Origin of the sequence: Paenibacillus faecalis (genome assembly GCF_900289175.1) — a bacterium.
GTDB classification, from domain to species: domain Bacteria; phylum Bacillota; class Bacilli; order Paenibacillales; family Paenibacillaceae; genus Paenibacillus_AQ; species Paenibacillus_AQ faecalis.
Genome location: NZ_LT985747.1, coordinates 3691825 through 3712674 on the forward strand (window position 1 = coordinate 3691825; position 20850 = coordinate 3712674).

Consider the following 20850-nt stretch of genomic DNA (forward strand, 5'->3'; position numbering starts at 1 on the left):
GTGATCGAACTGGCAATTGTATTAGATGATCACGAGGGAAACCGCGCTGAGCAATTTGATCTGGTTGCCTTACCTTTTGTCCCAAGAAAAGGAGAAATGATTTTATGGAATCATAAACTGTATCATGTGCTAAATGTTATGTATGGTTTTGATACAAACCCGTACGATTATAATTGTGATGTTAACCCTGACCTTCAAAGCTCGGTAGCTCATAATATAACCTATAAAGTTTTTTTGAAACCTGATGATTAAACAACACTTTGAATATCTGCCACATAAAATCCGAGGTGTTCTTTAAAATCAACATTCCATTTTATTCGAGAGATGTCTCTTTTAGAGGTGTCTCTTTTCTATTTTTGGATTAGAAAAAGGGGATTTGGATGGACTATACGTGAAGTTGAAGCGCAGCACAGTCGCGGTGAAGTCATCTACTTTGCCATTGGCATCGATGAGAACGGCCATCGCCAAATCTCGGCTTCTACGTTGGTGGACAGGAGAAATCCAACGGCTGGCGGGACGTTCTTAAAGACCTTTACAGCCGTGGCGTCAAAGTGGTGCTTCTCGGCGTATTCGATGGTTTACTGGGACTCGACGATGCCTTTCGGGAGATCTATCCGAAAGCCGACGTTCAGCACTGTATTGTCCACAAGGTGCGTGCAACCTTCCCTAAAATTCGCGTACAACATAAGACAGATTTCATCGACGACTTGAAAACGATCTACACCGCGCCGGACCACGAACTGGCACTGGCTGCTTTCGATACCGTGATAACCAAGTGGAATAAGCTCTACCCGAAAGAAATCAAAGCCTGGGAAGACCAATTGCCAACACTACTTACGTTTTACAAGTACCCTGGCAAAATTAAAAAAGCGATTTATACGTCGAATCCGATTGAACGAGTGTATCGATAGGGGAATCTCTCCACCAAACCATCGTCAGAATATATTACTCCTAGTGTTACCGGCTTAACTTTGGGAATATTAACCTACTTACACAAAATTCTTAACGGTACCGATTTTCAACGAATACCGTTTATCAGCAAGTCATGAATAAGCAGTGTTAATATCCCCTCCTGATAACCTGCTCTTCCTGTTTCCTTCAATGCATGAGCCACCTCGCCCAACTCAGAATCAAGGATTGAATGCAGCCTTGATTCTCGTTCCCCTAACTCCACCACTGGAGTTGATGCCTTATAATCCGCTGTTGTCATCCGCCATAATCGAGCTTGATCACCATATCTTTCCTTAAAGCGTACAGCCATCGCTAAACCTTCCGGATCGAAGTCACCGCTGTAGAATAGTGTATGATCAGCTTTGGCAAGCAGGTCCATCAAATGCAAGCCTGCAAGCTTGAATTGCCCATGGGTGCAGATCAAAGGTGCGTCCGGAACAGCATCCAGCAGTGCTGAGAATACCCCTGAATTTTCAACAATGTATACGCCTGACATTAATCCAGCGCAGGCAGGCTTAGCAGCAGTCACTCGATTTACCTTCATCAACTCCCGCATAGGCACATTCATTACACTTTTTTCATCTGCAGCGGCTCTCCATACCGGGTGCTCGCGATCACCTTCGTAGGCAAGCAGATTCGCTTGAGTTACAAAATTCTGGATATCATCTCTCAGCAGGTTATACTGCAGCAGTAGCTCATTCAAGGCCTCTGTATTTGAGGGGGGAGCTCCCTGCCCCCCAACCATCACATGCAGCAGGTGGACCCAAAGTTTGCCTCTCAATTCGGTAATATCAAGTGCATGAGGATTGCCGGTTATGCGCTGACTGAATAACGGATACCGCTCCATACGCTCAGGCAAGCGGGTATAAGCATGAGCCATAATTTCAACAGCGTCCGCAAAATCAGGTTCAATAAGCAGACGCCAGATCCATTGGGTATCGCTTGTTCTGCCTTCCAGATAGGTAAACCATCGTATAAGATCGGGGTACCGCTTCTTGTAATCATCGAGCTTCTCCCTTTGAGCGGTTTCCCGCTCAGCTTTTGCAGCCTTCCTGGATTGGAGCTGCTTGCCCCAATATGCCTCAAGCAGCTCATGCAAGGTAATTCCGGCAAATCGGGTCTGCTGCAGGCGCTGTTCAAAGTGAGACAGCATGAGCTTTCCTCTTCGCACTAAATGATGAGGATATTCACCCATAAATCCAGCGACCTCCTCGATCTCCTTATCCGTGAAACACGCCAGATCTACCGCCCCTCCGAACCTTCCAAGTGATTCATATTTTTTACGAAAAAGAAGAAAAAGGACATCAAATCCCTTTTTTCCCTTAAAATATACGAGAGCGTCATCCAACTTCCTACTCATCATACTCACCTTCTTCACTGACCTTGAGCGACAATTCCTGTCCATTCCACTTATAACGGATGACGGTTACATAATCCGCATTCTTCGGTCTGACCAGTTCGCACACCGATAAGGACTGAACAGTCTCATAATCCCCCCACAGTACCTGGGAGTTCATTATATAATTAAAGCCAAGCTTCTCCACAATCTCGAACATTTCATTGATGTTATTCTCATCCACACCAGCGAAGGCTTCATCTAATGAGATAATATACGGGGCGCTCGGTGCCGCTTCCTTATAACGTGAATAGCATGCGGTAAAGAGCGGAATATACATCGCCATCGCTTTTTCACCTCCGCTGAACTTGAAGAAGTGATGATTGGTCAGCTCACGTCTAGGTTCATGAGGCCGTTCATAATACAAGACAAAGGAGAACCATTTTCGGTAGTCCAGCACCATTTTCAGTACCTGCAGCAGGGTCTGTCCCTCGCCCTTTTCCTCAAGCCACACTTTAGCTGACTGAATCTTGGAGCGAAAATGACGCGTAATCCGACCAAGATCATCCTCATTCAGTACATGGGCATCCTGCTTCAGCAGCGTGACCAGCTCATGAGTATCCAGCTCCTGCTCTGAATCGGCTGTCCTCGGCCTCCAGCGTATGGAAAACTTGAGTCCAGAGGAAGTATCCCGACTTTCCATTAATTCACGCATTTGCTCGGTCCATTGCTCGGCGCGGCGAATGCGCGCTCGCAGCTTGTGCCCTACGGAATTCAGCAGAATTTCTTCATACAGCTGCTTGTCCAATTCATCCAGCCGTGTCTCCTGAATGGATAATTCCCGGGAGACACTATCATATAGTGCGGAAGGTGAAATCTTCACACCTCGTTGATCAAATTCTATGATGTTTCGGGTGTTTTTCGTTTTCCACTGGTCTACGACCGGCTTCCATTCCTCTCTGTCGATCTCTTTCATCCAGTCGACAAGTCCCGGTGAGTCTGTATACTGCGTGATTTTATGCTCGGCCAGATCCGGCTGCAAATTATAATACAGCTTCGTCAAATCCCCCTCCAGAACAGACCTGTCCTTAGCAGCTTTATGATCTGCATATTGACTGAGCATTGCTTCATTCATATCTTCGCCATCTGCAGGGATCGTTCCACGCTTCCATTCCTTCACTATTGCTTCCCTCCAGGCCACGTTCATTTGATTCCAAAAAGTGTGCAGTTGTTCCTTCTCCACAAGCTTGTCACGGGCAGCCGATTGGTTCGCTTCCAGCACAGGAATATTCCCTGATAATTGCTCTAGCTCCGAATCCAGCTCATCCAAATCCCGGGCAACGTTCTTGATCTCGCGTCTCACGTCTTCAGCACCCTTCAGCTGCTGCTGCTGGATAATATCCTGGATCTGCTGCTCGAGCGTCACGGCCTTGTCCTTCAGTACCGCCAGCTCTCCCCGCAGCTCATCGGTTTCGAATTCCAGTTCCTTTAAATGCTCCCGTTCCCGCCGCTGATCCTCCAGCAGGCGAATCCAATGGTCGTGCTCTCTGTGAATCTCATTCAATCGTTTCTCGTACTGCCGACTCTTCTCCAAGGCATGCTGATACAAATCTGTTTTGAGTTCCAGCGCAAGCCCATGTGTCAGTTCATAGAGCTTCCGTTTGCTCTCCTGCAGCTTCTGATCCAACTTCGCCAGCTGGTCCGATATATCCTTGATGGACTTTTCTAACCGTTTCAGTTCACCCTTAATCTCTTTCAGCTCGTTATGGCAAGTCATCACATCTCTACTCGTGGGAAAGCTGCTCCAGGCTTCTTTAGACTTCTGGAGCCGGTCATCTAGCAGAAGCCACTGATCTTCTAGCAGGGATATCTGCTCATCCAGCTTTGTGATCTGGGCCTCCAAGTCAGCGAGCAGCTGATCGCGATAGCGTCTTCTGGCTTCCCTGCCGATAAACCGCACCTCATCCAGCGGCAGGGCATGGCCCTCCAGGCTGCCCATACGGTAACGACCGTCTTCCGTAAAGTAAACCGGAGCCTCTCCGTTCATTTCAATACTTTGCAGTACAGCCTCGATGCGTTCAACTGGAATCGTCCGCTGCTTCTCATCCGGCTGTAAGTAATCCGCCAAAGTTGCTGTAAACAGCTTGGGCTCTATCAAGAGCACGCGGTCATGCTGAGTTGCGATATCCTTGGTCGTAACCAGTGCATCCAGCAGACCTGTTTCAGCCAGCGCGCTTTCGAGACGTCTTTGGACCTCGACCGGAACATCCGGGTGAAACTCTACGATTTCATACAATGGCTTGTAAATAATTGACTGTTCATCTAATTGTCTGCGCGCTTCCACTGTTGCTTCATGCCGCTGAGGCTCAGGATCCCGCTGAGCGTTCATCTCCTTAAATCTGACTTGCAGTTTTTCACGCTCAACCACACCCTGGTCTTTCTGATAGATACAATTGGCTCTCTCGGTCCGAAGCTGATCCTCATATACACGAACGAAAGGCGCAAACACTTCTTTTACTTCCTCATACTCGTATTCCGTGAATAATTGGTCAATCACCCGCATCATTTGCTGCCTTGCCCTAACATCAACCTCATAAACATCATGCTGATCCAGCCACAGATGAATCTGATGAATCAAGGCTTGCTTCTCATCAGACAGCAGCCGCTGCCATTTCCCCTCACTCTCAAGCAGCGCATCATGCGTCTGCTTGACTTCGCTCAGCTCCCGATTTTTATCCTGAAATTGATGAATCACCGAATCACGGTCCCTAAGCTCCATTAAAGCAGCTTGGAGCCTTGCCGTATGCTGCTCCAGCTCCCTTTTCCAGTTATCAAAACCGAAGGGCCCTCCTTCATTTCGTTCATAATCCTGCACGTTGAGCTCATGCTGTGCAAAAGCGCATTCCTCTGCCTCATAGTCCAAGTCTTCAACGGCATCTCGCAGCTGATGTTCCTTGTCATTCACGCTCACTTCAAGCCCATCTATTCTTCTCCGGGTTTCCCGCTCTTTGCCGGCTTTGGATTCTACCCGGCTCTCTTGATTCGAGATGTCACGCTTTAGTGACTCCTGATCCTTCAGCTTCTGCTGCAGCTCATCCTCCAGCCGAAATACCACATGGGCTCTTAGACGTTTTTCCTGCTCACTTAACGTAACTCTTCTGATTTTCAGATCATGCTGTCTCTTCTTGCTCGTCTCAATTTCTACTTCAAGCTCTGACAGTCGATCTCCCAAGCTTTTCGCTTCTTGACCCTCTTTATGCGCCCGTTCCTTCGCCTGCTTCCATTCCTTCACCTGATCCGAAAATATCCGCTCGGAATAGGCTTCATAGGCATCCTTCAGCTTGGTTAACGCCTTCACCTCTCGCTCCAACTGCTCCATCTGCTGCTTGGTCTGGTCCATCTGTTCAATGGAATCCGATAAATAACGCAGATCGTCATCTGTGAGCGGAGGCAGCGCTTCTTCCAGAATCTCATATATTACGGTCGGCTTAAAATCCTTGGAAAGTTTAGGACTACGGAGCTGAATCAGCAGCTTGATCAAATCATCATAGGCCTCGATCGTTTCAAATCCGAATACATACCGGTTCACCAGCTTCATATAATCCTGGTTAGAGCTTACCACTTCTCCGCCTGTACCAATAACTGTAGTCAATTCTGTCTGAGAATAAGGGAACTGCTTTCGCTCCCCATTTTGATTGACCAGCTTGTACAGCTCCATATCATATCCGATCCGCCGGTTGTCAGTAATGACGAATCCCCACGACTTCAATTGCTGATTCCGCTTGGCCTGCATCCCCATACCGGTCGTCAGATATTGGTCTGTGCCTTCCATTTTGTATTCAATGAATAAGTATCCAGTTCGCTCGTCCCGGCTGGACACTTCCTTCTCACCCAGCAAATAATCGGCCATCCGCCGTGATTTCGAGCCAAACGGGTCCAGACGATCGGGTGATTTCTTTCCATCCAGCAGCACAGGCAGCAGGCTCTGCATCGTGACCGATTTCCCGGAGCCATTCGTGCCTCGAAGCAGTAATTTACCGTCCTCAAATTCAAATATCTCATTATCGTAGTACCAGAAGTTAAACAAACCTGCCCGGTTCAGCTTCCATTTCGAAGTCACTACACCTCTTCCCCTTCCTGTTCATAATCCTTGGGATAAAAAGCAATCATACGCGCTGCCCCCGGCAGGATGATTAACATGTTCGGCTCGTCTTCTTCCATCGAAGCCATATCCCACGCCTTCCACACAGCGATGATTTCATTCGACAATGCCTCAAGAGTCAGATCGCGGTACTTTTTCGCCCATCCATGGCCATAGAGGTCTTTAGCTTCCTTCACAATCGTTTGAAACCGTGCGATCGGCAGACGAAGCTCACCAAATTCGCTGATGGACAAGCTGTTCAGCTGCTCTCGAATCACAGCTGTCACGTGAAGTGCAGCATCCGAAATTCCGCTCAAATCCGGGAATAAGGTATAGCGCTTTTTGTGATCCGGCAAGGTAAGCATCGCAGCATTTTTAAATACCTCCAGTCGAAACGGGGTATGCTGTTCAAAGTCCTCACGCAGACGGTTTCTAAAGTTACGAATATAGGTAAAGTCAGGGTCGTCCTCACTCTTCCGGTACACAAACGGCGTCATCATCAGCCTGCGGTACACCCGCTTACGCCGCTGGTCCTCCTGATGCCGTACCCATTCCTGCTCCATTAACGCCTCTATCGTCTTGAACTTAAACAGATCATCAGGATAGGATCTCATGAAATATCGGGAATACACCGTTACCTCATAGAGAACTTCCTCTTCCTCACTGTTTTGAAAAAGCTCCAGGCTTCCGTCAATCGTCTTAATCAGACGCAGCTGGACCACCTGCTTTAAAGCTCGGACAAGCGAGCGCCGATGCTGATACAGAGTCCAGTCCAGCGGAATCTCACTAGTATACAGCTCCTGAATTCGCTCGGCTAAATCAGACAGTAAAAACTGCTCGTCCACACCTTTTTGCTCCGTGTAAGCTAGCGCACAGCAAAAGATCGCATAATCCATCGGTTCCTGAAAAGCCTGAATTCCCATCCAGCTCTGCGGTTCGACGGGGATTTTCTCCAGCTTGGCAAAATGCTGATGCACGATCAGATCCAGCCCAAACTTGTCCTGAAGATATCGTTTAAGCTTGAGCTCACGATCACGGACCAATCGGTAGGCTTCCGGCTCTTCATCGCGTAAAACCCAGAACTTTTCAAACAGCAAGGCCAGCGCGTCCAGCGTCTGTTCATCAAATACATCCTCACGCAAGCTCATATTTAGCCTTCTCCTTTCCCGTGAATAGCAGCGTTACGGCCGGCATGACCATGTACCCGTCCTCAGCCTGCAGCCTGATGGTCCGGCTCCGGTCCAACTCCACCTTCACTTTATAACCGTATTCCGTCTTGATAGTGCGATCCGCTTTAGCCATGGCCTTCCCGATCCAGGATAGAAACAGCTTCCGTACAAACGGCTCGATGATGGGCAGCTTCTCCAGTTCAATCTTGTTGCCGGACAAATACTTCTCGATCACTCGCTGTTCATAAGCCCGCCGCTTCAAATAGGTTTCCTTCGTCTGCGCCTTCTTCTCCAGATGACTCTCTGCTGCATTAGCTCTGGTCTTCTCCCTATAGTTCCTGACTCTGGGAACGCGTTCATGAGCCATCGGCGTTTCTTCCCACACATCGGTATAGATATCATCTGTTGGAATATGATCCGAATACAGGTGCTTTGTGTGCGACAAACCAAACACAATGGAAGACAGCTTGTGTGCTTCCTCCATGGAAGACAGATTAGAAAACCACTCCGCCAAATGAAGATAGTCCTCCTTCCGGCTTCGATGCAGCAGGCTTCGTTCTCCCAATCGCTGAATGATTCTCGTCATCCGGCGAATCGCTTCATTGGTTTGCTCGAGGACATTTTCATATTGACTTTCACCGGCATCATCACCGATAAACCAGGCCTTCACATTCAACCAGGTCGCTTCCAGCTCAGCCGCTCGATCTCCAGCATCACCTAACCGTTCAAAACGAAATACATTCTCCTCATGCTGGGATACCTTCTGGAAAAATGCCCTCATACTTTCACGCGGCAGCGAGATCATAACATCCTGAATGGAAGCAGCTGTCCGCTGCAGATTAATAATAAAATCACGTAAATAGCGGGTAAATTGATCTTTATATAAAAAGAACGCCTCCGATTTCATTTGCTCTGAAGCATCCTCACTTCGTAAATAAGCAAAATAGTCAGACGTGTTTTGTGTGATTTTTTTGAAATACGTCAGTACATCATCCCAAAGCTGTGCGCAGTCTTCTGAAGACTCACTGGAAGCCTGTTTTATTCTTAATAGTGTTTGATATAGCCTTTCAAAATGAGATTTCTCCAGCGAGCCTCCAAATTGGTCAGACTGATGCTCAAATTGAATGAGCATTCGTTCAAACTCTACCGTATAAGGCGTTATTTGATACCGAAACCTCTTCTTCTTGAACTCTTCAATCGTCTTGACCTTACCGCTCTCCTGCTGAGCACTCAGGTTCCCCCACCTCACCAGCGAGGCCAGGTCACTGTGCAGCTCGTCCATCTCATAGTTTTTGAAGTATGGCGATTCTCTCAGATGGTTATAAACCTCCTCTGGGAATAAAAACTCCCGCAAACGCTCGTGTTGAATATAAAAATGGCGTAGAATCGCCCGGTATTTATCACTCTTCTCCGTTGCCAGATACGTCGCTTCCGTCACACGTTTAAATGGTCCGTCCATCATTCGACACACTCCTGCCACCTTCTTATGTCTTTCATTTTAATGTAAGGAGCCGCGGCAGGCTAGATAAAATGTTGGGAATCTGCTACAGGTGTGATGGATTTGGAAAAAATCGACAAAAAGCGAAGACAACAAGAAACAGGTCACTCATGGTGGTATCTGACCATAATTGACCTGTCCTGGTAACGGATTAGCGTTATTTAAGGTATAGACTCCAACTTATTATGCATACAAACATTTCAATACTGTATTTCTCTATATAAAGGAATATTCTGAAAGCGGTACATCTGCCATATATGCAAACAATCTTTGAAAATGATATGAAGAACAACATTAAAGTTATAGGTATAGGCCACTGCCAATCACTCCTGTAGTCCTTCATATAACGGGAATTGCGACGTTATTTCATGCACGCTTCTCTGTACTTGCTCCTTGATGGCCGCGTTCCCTGGATTTTTAAGAACAAGTCCAATAAGTCCGGCAATTTTTTTCATTTCTTCAGGTCCTAGTCCCCTCGTTGTCATAGCTGGAGTTCCAAAGCGGATACCGCTCGTGACGAGCGGACTTGCCGTATCATGAGGAATAGCGTTTTTATTGGCTGTAATCCCCACTTCATCGAGCATCGCCTCAGCTTCTTTCCCGGTTAGCCCAATCGGGCGCAAGTCTAGCAAAAGGATATGATTATCCGTCCCTCCCGATACGAGAGTCAGCCCTTCATTTAATAATGCTTCGGCCAATACTTTAGCGTTCTTCAAAACTTTTTCTATATAGGATTTGAAATCCGGCTGCAACGCTTCGCCTAACGCAACCCCTTTGGCTGCAACAACATGCATCAGGGGGCCGCCTTGGATTCCGGGAAAGATCGCTTTATCAATAGCTTGCGCCCATGGCTCGCGGCACATAATCATACCGCCCCGAGGACCGCGCAGCGTTTTATGAGTTGTCGTCGTCACAAAGTGGGCATGCGGTGTCGGGTTAGGATGATACCCTGCCGCTACAATTCCTGCAATATGCGCCATATCTGCAAAGAAAAGCGCCCCTGCTTCAGCCGCTATTTGAGCAAACGGCTCAAAATCTATCGTTCGCGGATAGGCGCTGGCCCCGGCAACGATCATACGCGGACGATGCTTAAGAGCAAGCTTTCGCACAAGATCAAAGTCAATGCGCGCCGATTGTTCATCCACGCCATAAGGCACGAAATTATACAATTTTCCAGAGAAATTAACTGGACTTCCGTGTGTAAGATGGCCGCCATGAGATAGGTTCATCCCTAAAATCGTATCCCCCGGTTCAACTGAAGCAAAATAAACTGCCATATTCGCCTGAGCGCCGGAGTGGGGCTGCACATTGACATGTTCTGCACCAAAAAGGGTCTTTACGCGTTGAATCGCTATTTCCTCAACTTGATCAACATATTCGCAGCCACCATAATATCTTCTTCCCGGGTATCCTTCCGCATATTTATTGGTCAGCACCGTACCCGTTGCTTCCATAACAGCTCGACTTACAAAGTTCTCCGAAGCAATCAATTCTATTTTATTCCGCTGCCGCGCCGCTTCTTGCCGGACGGCATTTGCAATTGCTTGATCCTGTTTCTCCAAAAACTTCATTACCATCATCCTTCCACCCGTCTGATTAGTAGTCAAAACTCATTACATGGAATGCTGACACGCATTGCCATAGCCGCAATGTTCATGATAGTATGACAATCAATGGACTATGTAAAATATTCATATATTATAAATTCGAGCAATCCATAACACCGAAATAAACATTGGAGGCGAATCAGATGCTCAAAGTTAACCGAGACGACGAACGTCCCATTTGGCAGCAATTGCTTGACCAGGCGATCCATAATATTACGACCGGAAAATGGCCTCCCGGCGAATTGCTGCTCCCCTCCCGTGAGCTCGCGCAATTGATTGGGGTTTCCCGTTCAACCATACAAAGTGTATACGAGGAACTGTTCAGCCGCGGATACACCGTAACTTCCCGCCGCGGCGGAACAAGAGTTAGCGAATGGATGTATAAGCCCGGCTCTGCGGACGAAGTTCCGGCCCAAGGGCCTGTTCCGCCGGAACTTCCGATATTAAACAGCGCAATCGGCCATTTACATAGCTGGTTCGGAAATAAAGAACAGGATAGAGATGAGATCGATTTCAGTCCCCATGAACCTTATTTAGACGAACATTTTCTAAAAAATTGGCGGCAATCCTTTTTACAGGCTTCCACAGATACAAATCTGGACAATTGGGCTTACGGCGACGCCTATGGGTTTCTGCCCCTGCGCGAACAGATTCAACGTTATTTGTCGCTTGAACGCGGCATTCATGTGGAAGTCGATCAAATTCTTTTGACCTCCGGCGCACAGCATAGTCTCGATTTGATCGCTCAAGCACTATTACATGAAGGGGCAACCGTTTCGGTTGAAGACCCTGGTTTTCCCGCCGCCTGGATGGCGATGAAGTTTCGCCGGATGGAGGTAGCCCCCGTTCCAGTCGACGAGCACGGGCTTTGTATAGACCATATTCACCCCGAATCCAAGCTGGTATTTGTTACGCCATCGCATCAGTGTGCGACAGGCGTTATTATGTCAGAACCTCGCAGACAACAATTGCTGCATTTAGCTGCGGAGAAGCGGTTTTGGATTGTTGAAGATGATTACGACAGCGAATTTCGTTATCGCGGCGACCCGCTTCCTACCTTATTCAGCCAGCAGCAGCAAGGAACGTTGTATTTAATGAGCTTTTCCAAAATGATTGCTCCCGGTATTCGGTTATCCGCGATCGTTGGACCCAAGCAGGCCGTTCGCCAGCTTGCCCAAGTCCATGAATTAACGTACCGCCATCTTCCCTTTATGGAGCAGCTCACATTAACGCACTTTATCAAACAAGGCCACTTCATGCGCCATATGAGACGAGTGCGAAATGTATATCGGCGCAGACACGCTGCTATGACGAAAGCGCTCAGCGCGACAGGTTTGAGTGAGCATTTCACCATAAGCGGCGCGGAAACAGGGCTGCATATGCTGCTTGAAGCTGAACCGTCGTTTGACGAAGTGGCCGTAACGAACCTGGCGCTTGAAAAAGGAATTCGTATATACCCGCTAAGCCACTATTGTTTGGAAAGCAAGCGAAAAGGATGGGTACTCGGTTTTGCTAAGGTGGATGAAGCGACCATTGAAGAAGGGATTAGCCGTCTGGCAGAGATACTTTTAAACAAGTAGCCCTGCCAGGGGGGGATTATATGGCTGCCCCGCCTGCACTGCCGTCCAACTGCTTTAGCACCTTTGCCCAAAATGCCGATCGATCGCTCGATCCCACAAGATTGTTTACTGTCCTCGCACCAGGGTGAAGGGGAATTTGCTGACCACCTCTTTTCAATATGCTGAATTCCTGTTCTATTCAAATTCGCTCCCGTTACTGACCGCGTTCCTGCATCCGTTCATGCTGCTGCAAACTCGATATTTCAATTCCTTTCATCGGAGTTCCCAAGTTTTTCGATACACTTGCGATTAAGGCATAATCTTCGTAGTGTGTTGTAACCTCAACAATCGCGCGCGCAAACTTTTCAGGGCTGTCTGACTTAAAAATGCCGGATCCTACAAAGACGCCGTCTGCGCCTAGAATCATCATTAGCGCTGCATCGGCCGGCGTAGCCACTCCGCCTGCGGCAAAATTGACCACCGGCAGCTTGCCGGATTCGTGAACCTGTAGCAGAAGATCATACGGTACGCCTTGCGATTTTGCTTCGTGAAACAATTCGTCCTTGGACAAACCTTGCACTTTGCGAATCTGGCCGTTGATTAATCGAAGATGACGTACAGCTTCCACAATGTTGCCTGTTCCCGGCTCGCCCTTTGTGCGAAGCATGGCGGCTCCTTCCTGAATGCGGCGCAGCGCTTCGCCAAGGTCTTTTGCACCGCAGACAAAAGGAACGGTAAATTCGTTTTTGCTAATATGGAAAATCTCGTCCGCAGGTGTCAGCACTTCACTTTCGTCGATATAATCTACACCTAACGATTCGAGTACTTTGGCTTCCACATAATGTCCGATGCGAGCTTTTGCCATCACCGGTATCGATACAACCTTCATGACCTCTTCCACAATGGTCGGATCGGCCATGCGAGCTACTCCACCGGCTGCACGAATATCGGACGGCACACGTTCCAGCGCCATAACGGCTGTTGCTCCTGCCGCTTCCGCAACCTTGGCCTGCTCGGCATTCATCACATCCATGATGACCCCGCCTTTTTGCATTTCCGCCATTCCTCTTTTCACCCGTTCTGTACCTGTATTCATATTCATGCCTCCTGTTTATTTTCAGCTTGTTTTACGCCGCTCAGCCTAAGCTGCTTCTTATGAAATTTCCCATGAATCAATAGATGTGCCGTCAAACCCGCAACCAGTCCCCAAAACGCGCCACCGACGCCAAGCAAAGTCACATTGGCCGCTGTTGCCAAAAACGTAATCAATGCGGTTTCGCGTCCCTTCGGCTCCGTTAACGCACCCGCAAGACTGCCCCCAATCGTGCCAAGCAATGCCAAGCCCGCTAACGTGGCGATGAAAGTCGCCGGAAGAATTAAAAACAGCGCCGCCAACGTCACCCCGAAAATGCCGATCACCGTATAGAAAATACCGCAGGCAATGCCTGCAATATAACGTTTTGACGCATCTTCATGCGCGTCTTTTCTTGTACAAATCGCCGCTGTAATGGCTGCCACATTAAATGCGTGCGAACCAAATGGCGCTGTAAGAAGCGAACCAATACCCGTTACCGTCAAAATGGGATTGGCGCTTGTTTTGAACCCATCATTACGCAGCACAAGCATGCCAGGCATATATTGTCCCGTTAAAGTAATCATGAACAGCGGCAAAGCAACGCCGAGCAAAGCATTCAGCGAAAACTCCGGAGCAACAAAAACCGGCGAGGCAACAGCCAATTGAATATTTCCGAAATCCACTTGTCCCATGCCGATCAAATAAAGAAGTCCAACGACTAAAATGCCGACAATCGCATAACGGGAAGTAAATCGCCTTAGCAAGACATAAGCGACAAACAGCACTACGACAAGCAGCGGATCTACCTGTGCCCCTCCAAAAGCTGAAATGCCAAACTGCAGCAAAATGCCTGCGAGCAACCCGGAAGCGATGCCTGGAGGAATAAGCCGGACAAAACGTTCAAACATGCCCGATAAACCTAGAATAATAAACCCTGCCGCAGAGATCATATAGGCGCCAATGGCTTCCGGATAAGGGTTACGGCTAGAGCCGATACGAGAAAAGCGACACCCGGCGTCGACCAAGCTGTAATGATCGGTTCCCGGTAACGGTAACTTAGCCATATTCCGGTTATACCTACGCCAATAGAGATCGACCAAATCCATGAAGCGGTCATTTCGGGACTTAACCCCGCGACTTTTGCCGCTTGAAACACGAGAATAAAGGTACCGCCGTAGTTGACAATGACAGAGATTAAAGCGGCAATCGTTGGCGATATAAAGTCGCGTCCGCGCAGCGATGATGATGGTGTGTTCATATCTATTCTCCTTCCCTTGCTATTCGTCCTGACGCACGTTTTCGTTCCAGTAATAGCTGTCCGGCAAGTAGCGTTGACCGAATACACTTGTCCCTACGCGAATGATGGTAGCCCCTTCCTCAATAGCTACTCTGAAATCACCGGACATGCCCATCGAAAGTACGTCCATGTCTACCCGCGGGAATCCTCTCTCTTGAACTTCAGCTTGTATAGATTTCAAAAGCCGGAAGCAATGCCGCGTCTCATCGTTCGTAGCGTTCAGTTTGCCGATCGTCATCAAACCTTTGATGTTTAAGGTTTCGAACTGTGACAGTTGTTCTACTAACTCTAAAGCCACTTCGGGAGGAACCCCGAATTTGCTTTCCTCGTAAGACGTATTGACTTGCACCAGAATATCCATCGTTTTGTTCTCATTGACGAGCTGCCTGTGCAATGCCTGCCCCAATTTCAAACGGTCCACCGAATGAATAAGCGTCACATATTTGACAACATCCTTCACTTTATTTGTCTGCAAATGCCCGATAAAATGCCACTCCACCCGGTTATATCGCTGCATCAGCGGGAATTTGTCCCGCAGTTCCTGCGCTTTGTTTTCCCCAAACAGTACCTCGCCCGCTTGCATAGCCATTTGCAATTTCTCAAGCGGTACGGTTTTCGTCGCGAGCAGCAACTTTACGTCCTCGGTTTTACGCCCGGAAGCTTGGCACGCCAATTCCATCTGCTGTTTCACCGTTCTAAGATTCTCTTCAACCAAATTGCTCATGTCTCCCACCCTCTTTTCCGCACCACGTTATTTATACAAACCTTAAAGAACACAACGTCAGCTTACCAAAGTATGGTTTGTTTATATATATCCAAAGATGGTGTTTTCGAGCAATCCAAAGACATAAAAAATAAGCGTTTGTCTCCTGGAGAAACAAAACGCTTATTCACAGCTATGGCCGACAGCCATCCAAGCATGCCCCGAACCATGCATCATGCGCACAGGGAGCAGTGCGCACAAAGTTGTGGTTGTGGTTGCAGTTATACCATTGCTTTAAGCAATGCTTCCCCCTATGTATAAAATTTCATAACATTGCATGAAGGAAGGACACTATGCTAGTATACCGATAAAATGGATTGCTATATATAACAGGAAAATGTCAGATTAAGAAATCCAAAAAATCGTTAATTCTACTCCGACCTATATAAGGAGGAATCGAATTGCTGAAAGTACATCGGGACGATCCAAGACCTTTATGGCAGCAATTGCTCGACCAGGCTATCGATCATATTCATAACGGCGTTTGGAAGCCAGGCGAACTCCTGACACCTACCCGAGAGCTTGCCCAGCAGTTAGGCGTGTCCCGTTCCACCATTCAAATTGTATATAATGAACTACTTACTCGCGGTTATACGGTAACATCAGGCCGCAATGGAACTCGTGTCCATGATTGGATTCAGAGTCCCGATAAATCTGCCCCCTTAGTTCATCCGCCACAAATACCCGAACCGCCTTCGCTGCTCGAACAGTCACAACAATGGTTTAGAAGTAAAGATCATCAAGAATCGATGATCGATTTTAGCCCCTATCAACCTTACATAGATACGCAATTGTTGCAAACGTGGCGAAAATCGTATTTGAAAGCCTCTGCCCAATTAGATGTTTCATCATGGTTTTACGGAGACGCGTATGGTTTTGAGCCGTTACGCCGACAAATCCAACGACACTTATCGCTAGAGCGCGGGATTCATGTTCACACGAATCAAATCTTGTTAACATCCGGGGCTCAGCACAGTATCGACCTTATCACACAAACACTTTTAACCAAAGGCGATATCGTAACCGTTGAGGACCCAGGCTATCCCGTTGCCTGGATGACGATGAAATACCGGCAAATGAAAATTGCTCCCATTCCTGTTGATGAGCAAGGCCTTGTCGTAGAAAAGGTGCCTTCTGAAGCGAAGCTTATACTTGTAACCCCTGCCCATCAGTGTGCCGTAGGTGTCATGTTATCGGAACCGCGCAGGCAGCAGCTTTTGCATAAAGCGGCCCAACAACGTGCATGGATTGTCGAGGATGATTACGACAGTGAATTTCGGTACCGCGGAGATCCGGTGCTCACTTTATTTAGTCAGCTTCCACAAAACTGCCTCTATTTAATGAGCTTCTCGAAGTTGACCATGCCAGGCATTCGCATATCCGCTATTATCGGGCCTGCCGAAGCTATTGCACAACTGGCTCGTGTTCAAGCATTCACCTATCGTCACCTCCCTATTATGGAGCAAGCGACACTGGCACATTTCATGGAGCATGGATATTTCATGCGCCATATGCGGCGGGCAAGAAACATCTATAGACGCCGCCATGAAATGATACAGAAGGCGATTGCAGCCAGCGGCCTGGGGAATAAGTTCACTGTGCGAGGGATTGAAACCGGCTTGCATGTACTGCTGGAAGCGGATGAATCGTTTGACGAAGATACCATGACCTTTCGAGCATTTCAGAGCGGAGTTCGGGTACACCAGCTTCATTCTTATTGCTTGGAGAGCAAACGCAAAGGGTGGGTATTAGGTTTTGCGAAGGTAGATGAAAAACTTATCGTCGAAGGTATGGATCGACTTGCCGAAACGGTCTTATAGCATATAGCGGGATCAACGCATTCGAAACTATGCCGGTAACGTTTACTCTATCGAAATCGTCTCGCAGCCGTTGAATAAGGCAAAGTTTTGAAAACAATGGTCCACGGCTCTTTGCAATGGCTTAGTTGGTTTTATGCCGTTCTCGTACCAGATGTTTTTAACAACGAGTCTCCCGGTTTTTCGCTCCGCGATGATCTCTGCTCGTCCGATGAAGCTCTCTCCGTATAATAGAGGCAGCACATAATAGCCGAATTTCCGTTTGCTTGGGGGCGTGTAAATCTCCCAGATGTAATCGAAGCCAAACAATTCGCTGATCAGCTTTCTGTCCCATATCAAATTGTCCAGTGGAGCAATCAGCTCGCAGCGCCGTTTAGGCGCCGGGTTTTGCAAGACAGCTTCAATAAGGGGCAGATCCTCAGCGCGGCAGTACAGCATATCCTTCAATTGCTCTACGGCTACAGCAACAATGCGAGCTTCGTCCAATAACTGGCGAAAAACCTCGCTGCGCTGTTTCGCTTTTAATCCCCATATATTCAGCCAGGCATCGGATGCTCGGTTCCATAACAGGCCAACAGCGCCGATCCGGCGCAGTATCCGCCACTTCTGATGCTCAAGCTCGTCCTTCAGCGGCTCCGGTGCATTCAGCAGATCTGGGTGTATGTACTTCTCGGCAAAATCATAGTATTTACGCGTTCCTATTTTGTGATGAATAATTAGCTCCCCTGTCGAGTACATCTGTTCCAGAACCGACCGGGTTGCATTGTTTCCGCTGCTCCAGTGGATAGCTGATTGCCAAGAGAAATTCCCATCCAATTTTAGACCATCCGAACTTATCGCACCGTGATGTTGGATGTGGGTTCGTACTTGCTCCGTCAACGCTTCCATTTCGGGGTAGCGATTGGCATGCTGCCTGGCGGCCTCCCTGTACCGCTCAAAATACGGCCAGTCCCGGGCAGAGATAATCGCCATAATCTTGTCGGGATAATCGACCAGTAGTCGATCCTGATACAGCAGCTCGTCGAGAATGCTCTTGGTAAACCCTTGGATTCGCGACTGCAGCACCAGTTCGGCGTTTTTTCCGCAAACATCGATCGGATCGTATTGAATGCAGCCGACCTGCCGCACAAAATCCAATACTCCCTGTTTTCCGGTAAATCGATATTCGCCCAATAGCCCGTGCTTCAATAACAGAAATTGCCGTGCCTGGCGGTTCGTCAATTGGATCATGTGCACATCGGCTCCTTAACGAAAAATGCTATTTTTGCAATGATTTCAACCACGCCTATTTCACCCATACGTTGGGAAAGCACAAAATAACAAACAAATGTTCCCATCATATTTTACCATTGTCTGGAGCATAATGATATACTTGTTCTTAAAAAAATCTCCATTTCCGATGAATTCGTGCCCAAGATTTTATAGGCTGCTGTTATTCAAAAATGTCTCTCGGGTCAGATTTAAAAAGGCTTCGATCGCAGGCGAGATCCACTTCTCTTCATGCCAAAACATTTGGGTTGCAAACGATGTTGCGGTCAAGTCCCACGGTAACCGAACCAGTTCTCCCCGGTTCACTTCGGCCGTTACAGCCATCTCAGGCAATATGGCGATGCCCATCCCTATCATGGCACATTGCTTAATCGCCTCCGCGCTGTTAAACTCCATTTCAGTAATTCCCCCCATGCCCTTCTGTGAAAGACTTCGCTCAAAAAACGTGCGATAAGAGCAGCCCTTCTCCGTCAGCAAAAAGGTTTCCCCATCAAAATCTTCAATGGACAATGCTGTACGTGCAGCCAAGGGATGATCGGGCGCCGTCAATATGTAAAAGGGTTCATTCACCATTGTTTCTCCGCAGAATCCTGCCTCCCCCTTGTCCTCATCCAGTATAAAAATAACGTCCGCTCCCCCTTCCTTCAAGCTCTGTTTGAGGTTCGGATAAGCTAGCGGTCGAAACATCAGCCTAACCCCGGGATAGCGCAAGCGGAACTGGCGCAGTACTACCGGCAGCCGATACGTGCACAGCGTCTCATCCGCGCTTATAACCACCGTACCCGTCAACTCGCCAGTCTGCTTGACAGCATGCTGCGCTTCTTCAAGTTCACTCAGTATGTTGTCGACATAGCGTAGAAAACTTCTCCCCGCATCGGTCAGGATCACACTTTTACCTAATCTGTCCACCAGCTTGACGCCCAGTTCTTCCTCCAATGACTTCATCTGCATCGTAACCGTCGAGGGGACATAGCTCTGCATTTCTGCAGCACGGGTAAAGCTAAGTGTGGAAGCAAGCGTATGAAAGGTTTTTAATTGGCGTAATTCCATGATATATTCCCACCCTTAGTTCAAAAAAAATGAACGTTCTATTCACAAACGTTTCTTTGACTTAAACATAACATCGTCGTAGAGTGATGACAAGAATGGCGCCATTCATCTTTAGTTATGAAAAGGAGTTTTTCACATGAGAGATTATTATGAAATTTATGAATTGGGAGATGTTCTGCTCCAATCGGGCGAAACCCTGCCAGACGCCATCATGGCCTACAAAACCTATGGAACGTTGAATGCGGCAAAAAACAATGTAATTGTATACCCAACCTGGTTTGCAGGTTTGCATACCGATAACGAATGGTTAATTGGACCTGGCAAGGCGCTGGACCCGGAAAAGTATTTTATCATTATCCCTAACATGTTAGGCAATGGATTATCCTCCTCGCCTAGTAATACACCTCCGCCTTATCATCAAGCTAATTTCCCGCTGGTCTCGGTACACGATAATGTGCGGCTGCAGCATCAACTGGTTACCCGGAAGTTTGGTATTACGAAAATCGCCCTCGTCGTAGGGTGGTCACTCGGAGCTGTGCAGACCTTTCAGTGGGGAGCAAGTTATCCCGAAATGGTTGAGCGAATCGCTCCATTTGGAGGGACGGCAAAGACACGACCACATGCAAAGGTTGTATTCGAAGGAATGATCGCTTCCCTTCAGGCTGATGCGGCTTGGAAGAACGGCTTTTACACGCAGCAGCCCAAAGCGGGACTGGCAGCGATGGGCCGAGTTTATGCTCCTTGGGGCTTCTCCCAGGCTTATTATCTGGAGCAGCTCTATCAGCAAGAGGGCTACCATACGCTGGAGGAATATCTCGTGGACTACTGGGATCAAGTATTTCAGACCTTTGACGCCAATGACCTGATCACGATGCTGCGTACTGGCATCACCGGTGACATTAGCGCGAATCCGGTATATAACGGCGATTTTGAACTTGCACTAAGCAGGATTACAGCACAGGCGCTGGTTATGCCGGGAAGCACGGACCTTTTCTTTCCTCCCCAAGACAACCAATATGAGGCTGAGCTTATGCCGAATGCACACTTCCTCCCGATTGAATCGAAGTGGGGGCATTGCGCGGGTATTGGACAGCATGAACCTGATTCCATATTTATAGCTAAAAGCCTGAAAACGTTCTTGCTTGAATCCGCCAACTGACTCAAGGTCCGCAGGTTGTTTTGTAGAAAGAAATCGACGAGGAGAAGGAGGATGTAATGGACTGAACCAAGTAGAACAATGTTGGCTCAACACTCCATGATTCCCTCTGCCGCACGTACCAAGAGCGTTCCACATAAAAAAAGGCACCCCTGTTCCCGC

General features: G+C 48.0%; 14 protein-coding genes and 2 pseudogenes. 5 read left to right on the forward strand and 11 right to left on the reverse strand.

Annotated features, from left to right (window positions below):
- Positions 1–252: a hypothetical protein gene (locus C8268_RS17395; protein WP_234032874.1), complete on the forward strand. Its 252-nt coding sequence runs from the start codon at positions 1–3 to the stop codon at positions 250–252.
- 124 nt (positions 253–376) lie between these two features.
- A pseudogene (locus C8268_RS17400) lies at positions 377–902 on the forward strand (IS256 family transposase); the annotation flags it as partial.
- Positions 903–1018: 116 nt separating this feature from the next.
- Here the strand turns inward: C8268_RS17400 and C8268_RS17405 are convergent.
- The 5 genes from C8268_RS17405 to C8268_RS17425 form a co-directional block, all read right to left on the reverse strand.
- On the reverse strand, positions 1019–2314 hold the full coding sequence (locus C8268_RS17405) for a TIGR02679 family protein (protein ID WP_158702764.1): 1296 nt from the start codon (positions 2312–2314) through the stop codon (positions 1019–1021).
- Positions 2304–6407: a TIGR02680 family protein gene (locus tag C8268_RS17410; protein WP_106768837.1), complete on the reverse strand. Its 4104-nt coding sequence runs from the start codon at positions 6405–6407 to the stop codon at positions 2304–2306. Before C8268_RS17410 ends, C8268_RS17405 begins: the two co-directional genes overlap by 11 nt.
- Complete coding sequence (locus tag C8268_RS17415) at positions 6407–7576, reverse strand: TIGR02678 family protein (protein WP_106768838.1); 1170 nt, start codon at positions 7574–7576, stop codon at positions 6407–6409. Before C8268_RS17415 ends, C8268_RS17410 begins: the two co-directional genes overlap by 1 nt.
- Positions 7563–9059 (reverse strand): TIGR02677 family protein, encoded by a 1497-nt coding sequence (locus tag C8268_RS17420; protein WP_234032876.1) that lies wholly within the window; start codon positions 9057–9059, stop codon positions 7563–7565. The genes C8268_RS17415 and C8268_RS17420 overlap by 14 nt, the downstream gene beginning before the upstream one ends.
- 359 nt (positions 9060–9418) lie before the next feature.
- Entirely contained in the window at positions 9419–10666 is a 1248-nt protein-coding gene (locus C8268_RS17425; protein WP_106770006.1) for a serine hydroxymethyltransferase, read from the reverse strand.
- A gap of 179 nt (positions 10667–10845) precedes the next feature.
- On the opposite strand from C8268_RS17425, the gene pdxR (C8268_RS17430) reads away from it, so the two are divergent.
- On the forward strand, positions 10846–12282 hold the full coding sequence (gene pdxR, locus C8268_RS17430) for a MocR-like pyridoxine biosynthesis transcription factor PdxR (RefSeq protein WP_106768839.1): 1437 nt from the start codon (positions 10846–10848) through the stop codon (positions 12280–12282).
- Between the two features lie 16 nt (positions 12283–12298).
- Here the strand turns inward: pdxR (C8268_RS17430) and C8268_RS22765 are convergent, their stop codons facing one another.
- The 4 genes and pseudogenes from C8268_RS22765 to C8268_RS17445 form a co-directional block, all read right to left on the reverse strand.
- Positions 12299–12439 (reverse strand): hypothetical protein, encoded by a 141-nt coding sequence (locus tag C8268_RS22765; RefSeq protein ID WP_158702765.1) that lies wholly within the window; start codon positions 12437–12439, stop codon positions 12299–12301.
- Between the two features lie 36 nt (positions 12440–12475).
- Positions 12476–13357 (reverse strand): pyridoxal 5'-phosphate synthase lyase subunit PdxS, encoded by an 882-nt coding sequence (pdxS, locus tag C8268_RS17435; RefSeq protein WP_106768840.1) that lies wholly within the window; start codon positions 13355–13357, stop codon positions 12476–12478.
- Between the two features lie 2 nt (positions 13358–13359).
- Positions 13360–14594, reverse strand: a pseudogene (locus C8268_RS17440) (benzoate/H(+) symporter BenE family transporter).
- 19 nt (positions 14595–14613) lie between these two features.
- Positions 14614–15357: a YggS family pyridoxal phosphate-dependent enzyme gene (locus tag C8268_RS17445; RefSeq protein ID WP_106768841.1), complete on the reverse strand. Its 744-nt coding sequence runs from the start codon at positions 15355–15357 to the stop codon at positions 14614–14616.
- A 440-nt stretch (positions 15358–15797) separates the two neighbouring features.
- Here C8268_RS17445 and pdxR (C8268_RS17450) point away from each other — a divergent pair, with 440 nt between their 5' ends.
- Positions 15798–17216: a MocR-like pyridoxine biosynthesis transcription factor PdxR gene (gene pdxR, locus C8268_RS17450; protein ID WP_106768842.1), complete on the forward strand. Its 1419-nt coding sequence runs from the start codon at positions 15798–15800 to the stop codon at positions 17214–17216.
- A 42-nt stretch (positions 17217–17258) separates the two neighbouring features.
- Here pdxR (C8268_RS17450) and C8268_RS17455 read toward each other — a convergent pair whose 3' ends face one another.
- Both C8268_RS17455 and C8268_RS17460 read right to left on the reverse strand, forming a co-directional pair.
- Positions 17259–18443: a winged helix-turn-helix domain-containing protein gene (locus tag C8268_RS17455; RefSeq protein ID WP_106768843.1), complete on the reverse strand. Its 1185-nt coding sequence runs from the start codon at positions 18441–18443 to the stop codon at positions 17259–17261.
- Between the two features lie 189 nt (positions 18444–18632).
- On the reverse strand, positions 18633–19532 hold the full coding sequence (locus tag C8268_RS17460; RefSeq protein WP_106768844.1) for a LysR family transcriptional regulator: 900 nt from the start codon (positions 19530–19532) through the stop codon (positions 18633–18635).
- A gap of 136 nt (positions 19533–19668) precedes the next feature.
- Here C8268_RS17460 and C8268_RS17465 point away from each other — a divergent pair, with 136 nt between their 5' ends.
- A complete protein-coding gene (locus C8268_RS17465; protein WP_106768845.1) occupies positions 19669–20691 on the forward strand; it encodes an alpha/beta fold hydrolase in 1023 nt (340 codons plus the stop codon).
- The last annotated feature ends 159 nt before the right edge of the window (positions 20692–20850 follow it).

Bases quoted from the DNA above. Each gene is read 5' to 3' on its own strand.
- C8268_RS17420 (WP_234032876.1), bottom strand. From the start codon at position 9,059: ATGATGGACGGACCATTTAAACGTGTGACGGAAGCGACGTATCTGGCA.
- pdxR (WP_106768839.1), top strand. From the start codon at position 10,846: ATGCTCAAAGTTAACCGAGACGACGAACGTCCCATTTGGCAGCAATTG.
- C8268_RS17465 (WP_106768845.1), top strand. From the start codon at position 19,669: ATGAGAGATTATTATGAAATTTATGAATTGGGAGATGTTCTGCTCCAA.
- C8268_RS17445 (WP_106768841.1), bottom strand. From the start codon at position 15,357: ATGAGCAATTTGGTTGAAGAGAATCTTAGAACGGTGAAACAGCAGATG.
- pdxS (WP_106768840.1), bottom strand. From the start codon at position 13,357: ATGAATACAGGTACAGAACGGGTGAAAAGAGGAATGGCGGAAATGCAA.
- C8268_RS17455 (WP_106768843.1), bottom strand. From the start codon at position 18,443: ATGATCCAATTGACGAACCGCCAGGCACGGCAATTTCTGTTATTGAAG.
- C8268_RS17415 (WP_106768838.1), bottom strand. From the start codon at position 7,576: ATGAGCTTGCGTGAGGATGTATTTGATGAACAGACGCTGGACGCGCTG.
- C8268_RS17460 (WP_106768844.1), bottom strand. From the start codon at position 19,532: ATGGAATTACGCCAATTAAAAACCTTTCATACGCTTGCTTCCACACTT.
- C8268_RS17405 (WP_158702764.1), bottom strand. From the start codon at position 2,314: ATGATGAGTAGGAAGTTGGATGACGCTCTCGTATATTTTAAGGGAAAA.
- C8268_RS17425 (WP_106770006.1), bottom strand. From the start codon at position 10,666: ATGAAGTTTTTGGAGAAACAGGATCAAGCAATTGCAAATGCCGTCCGG.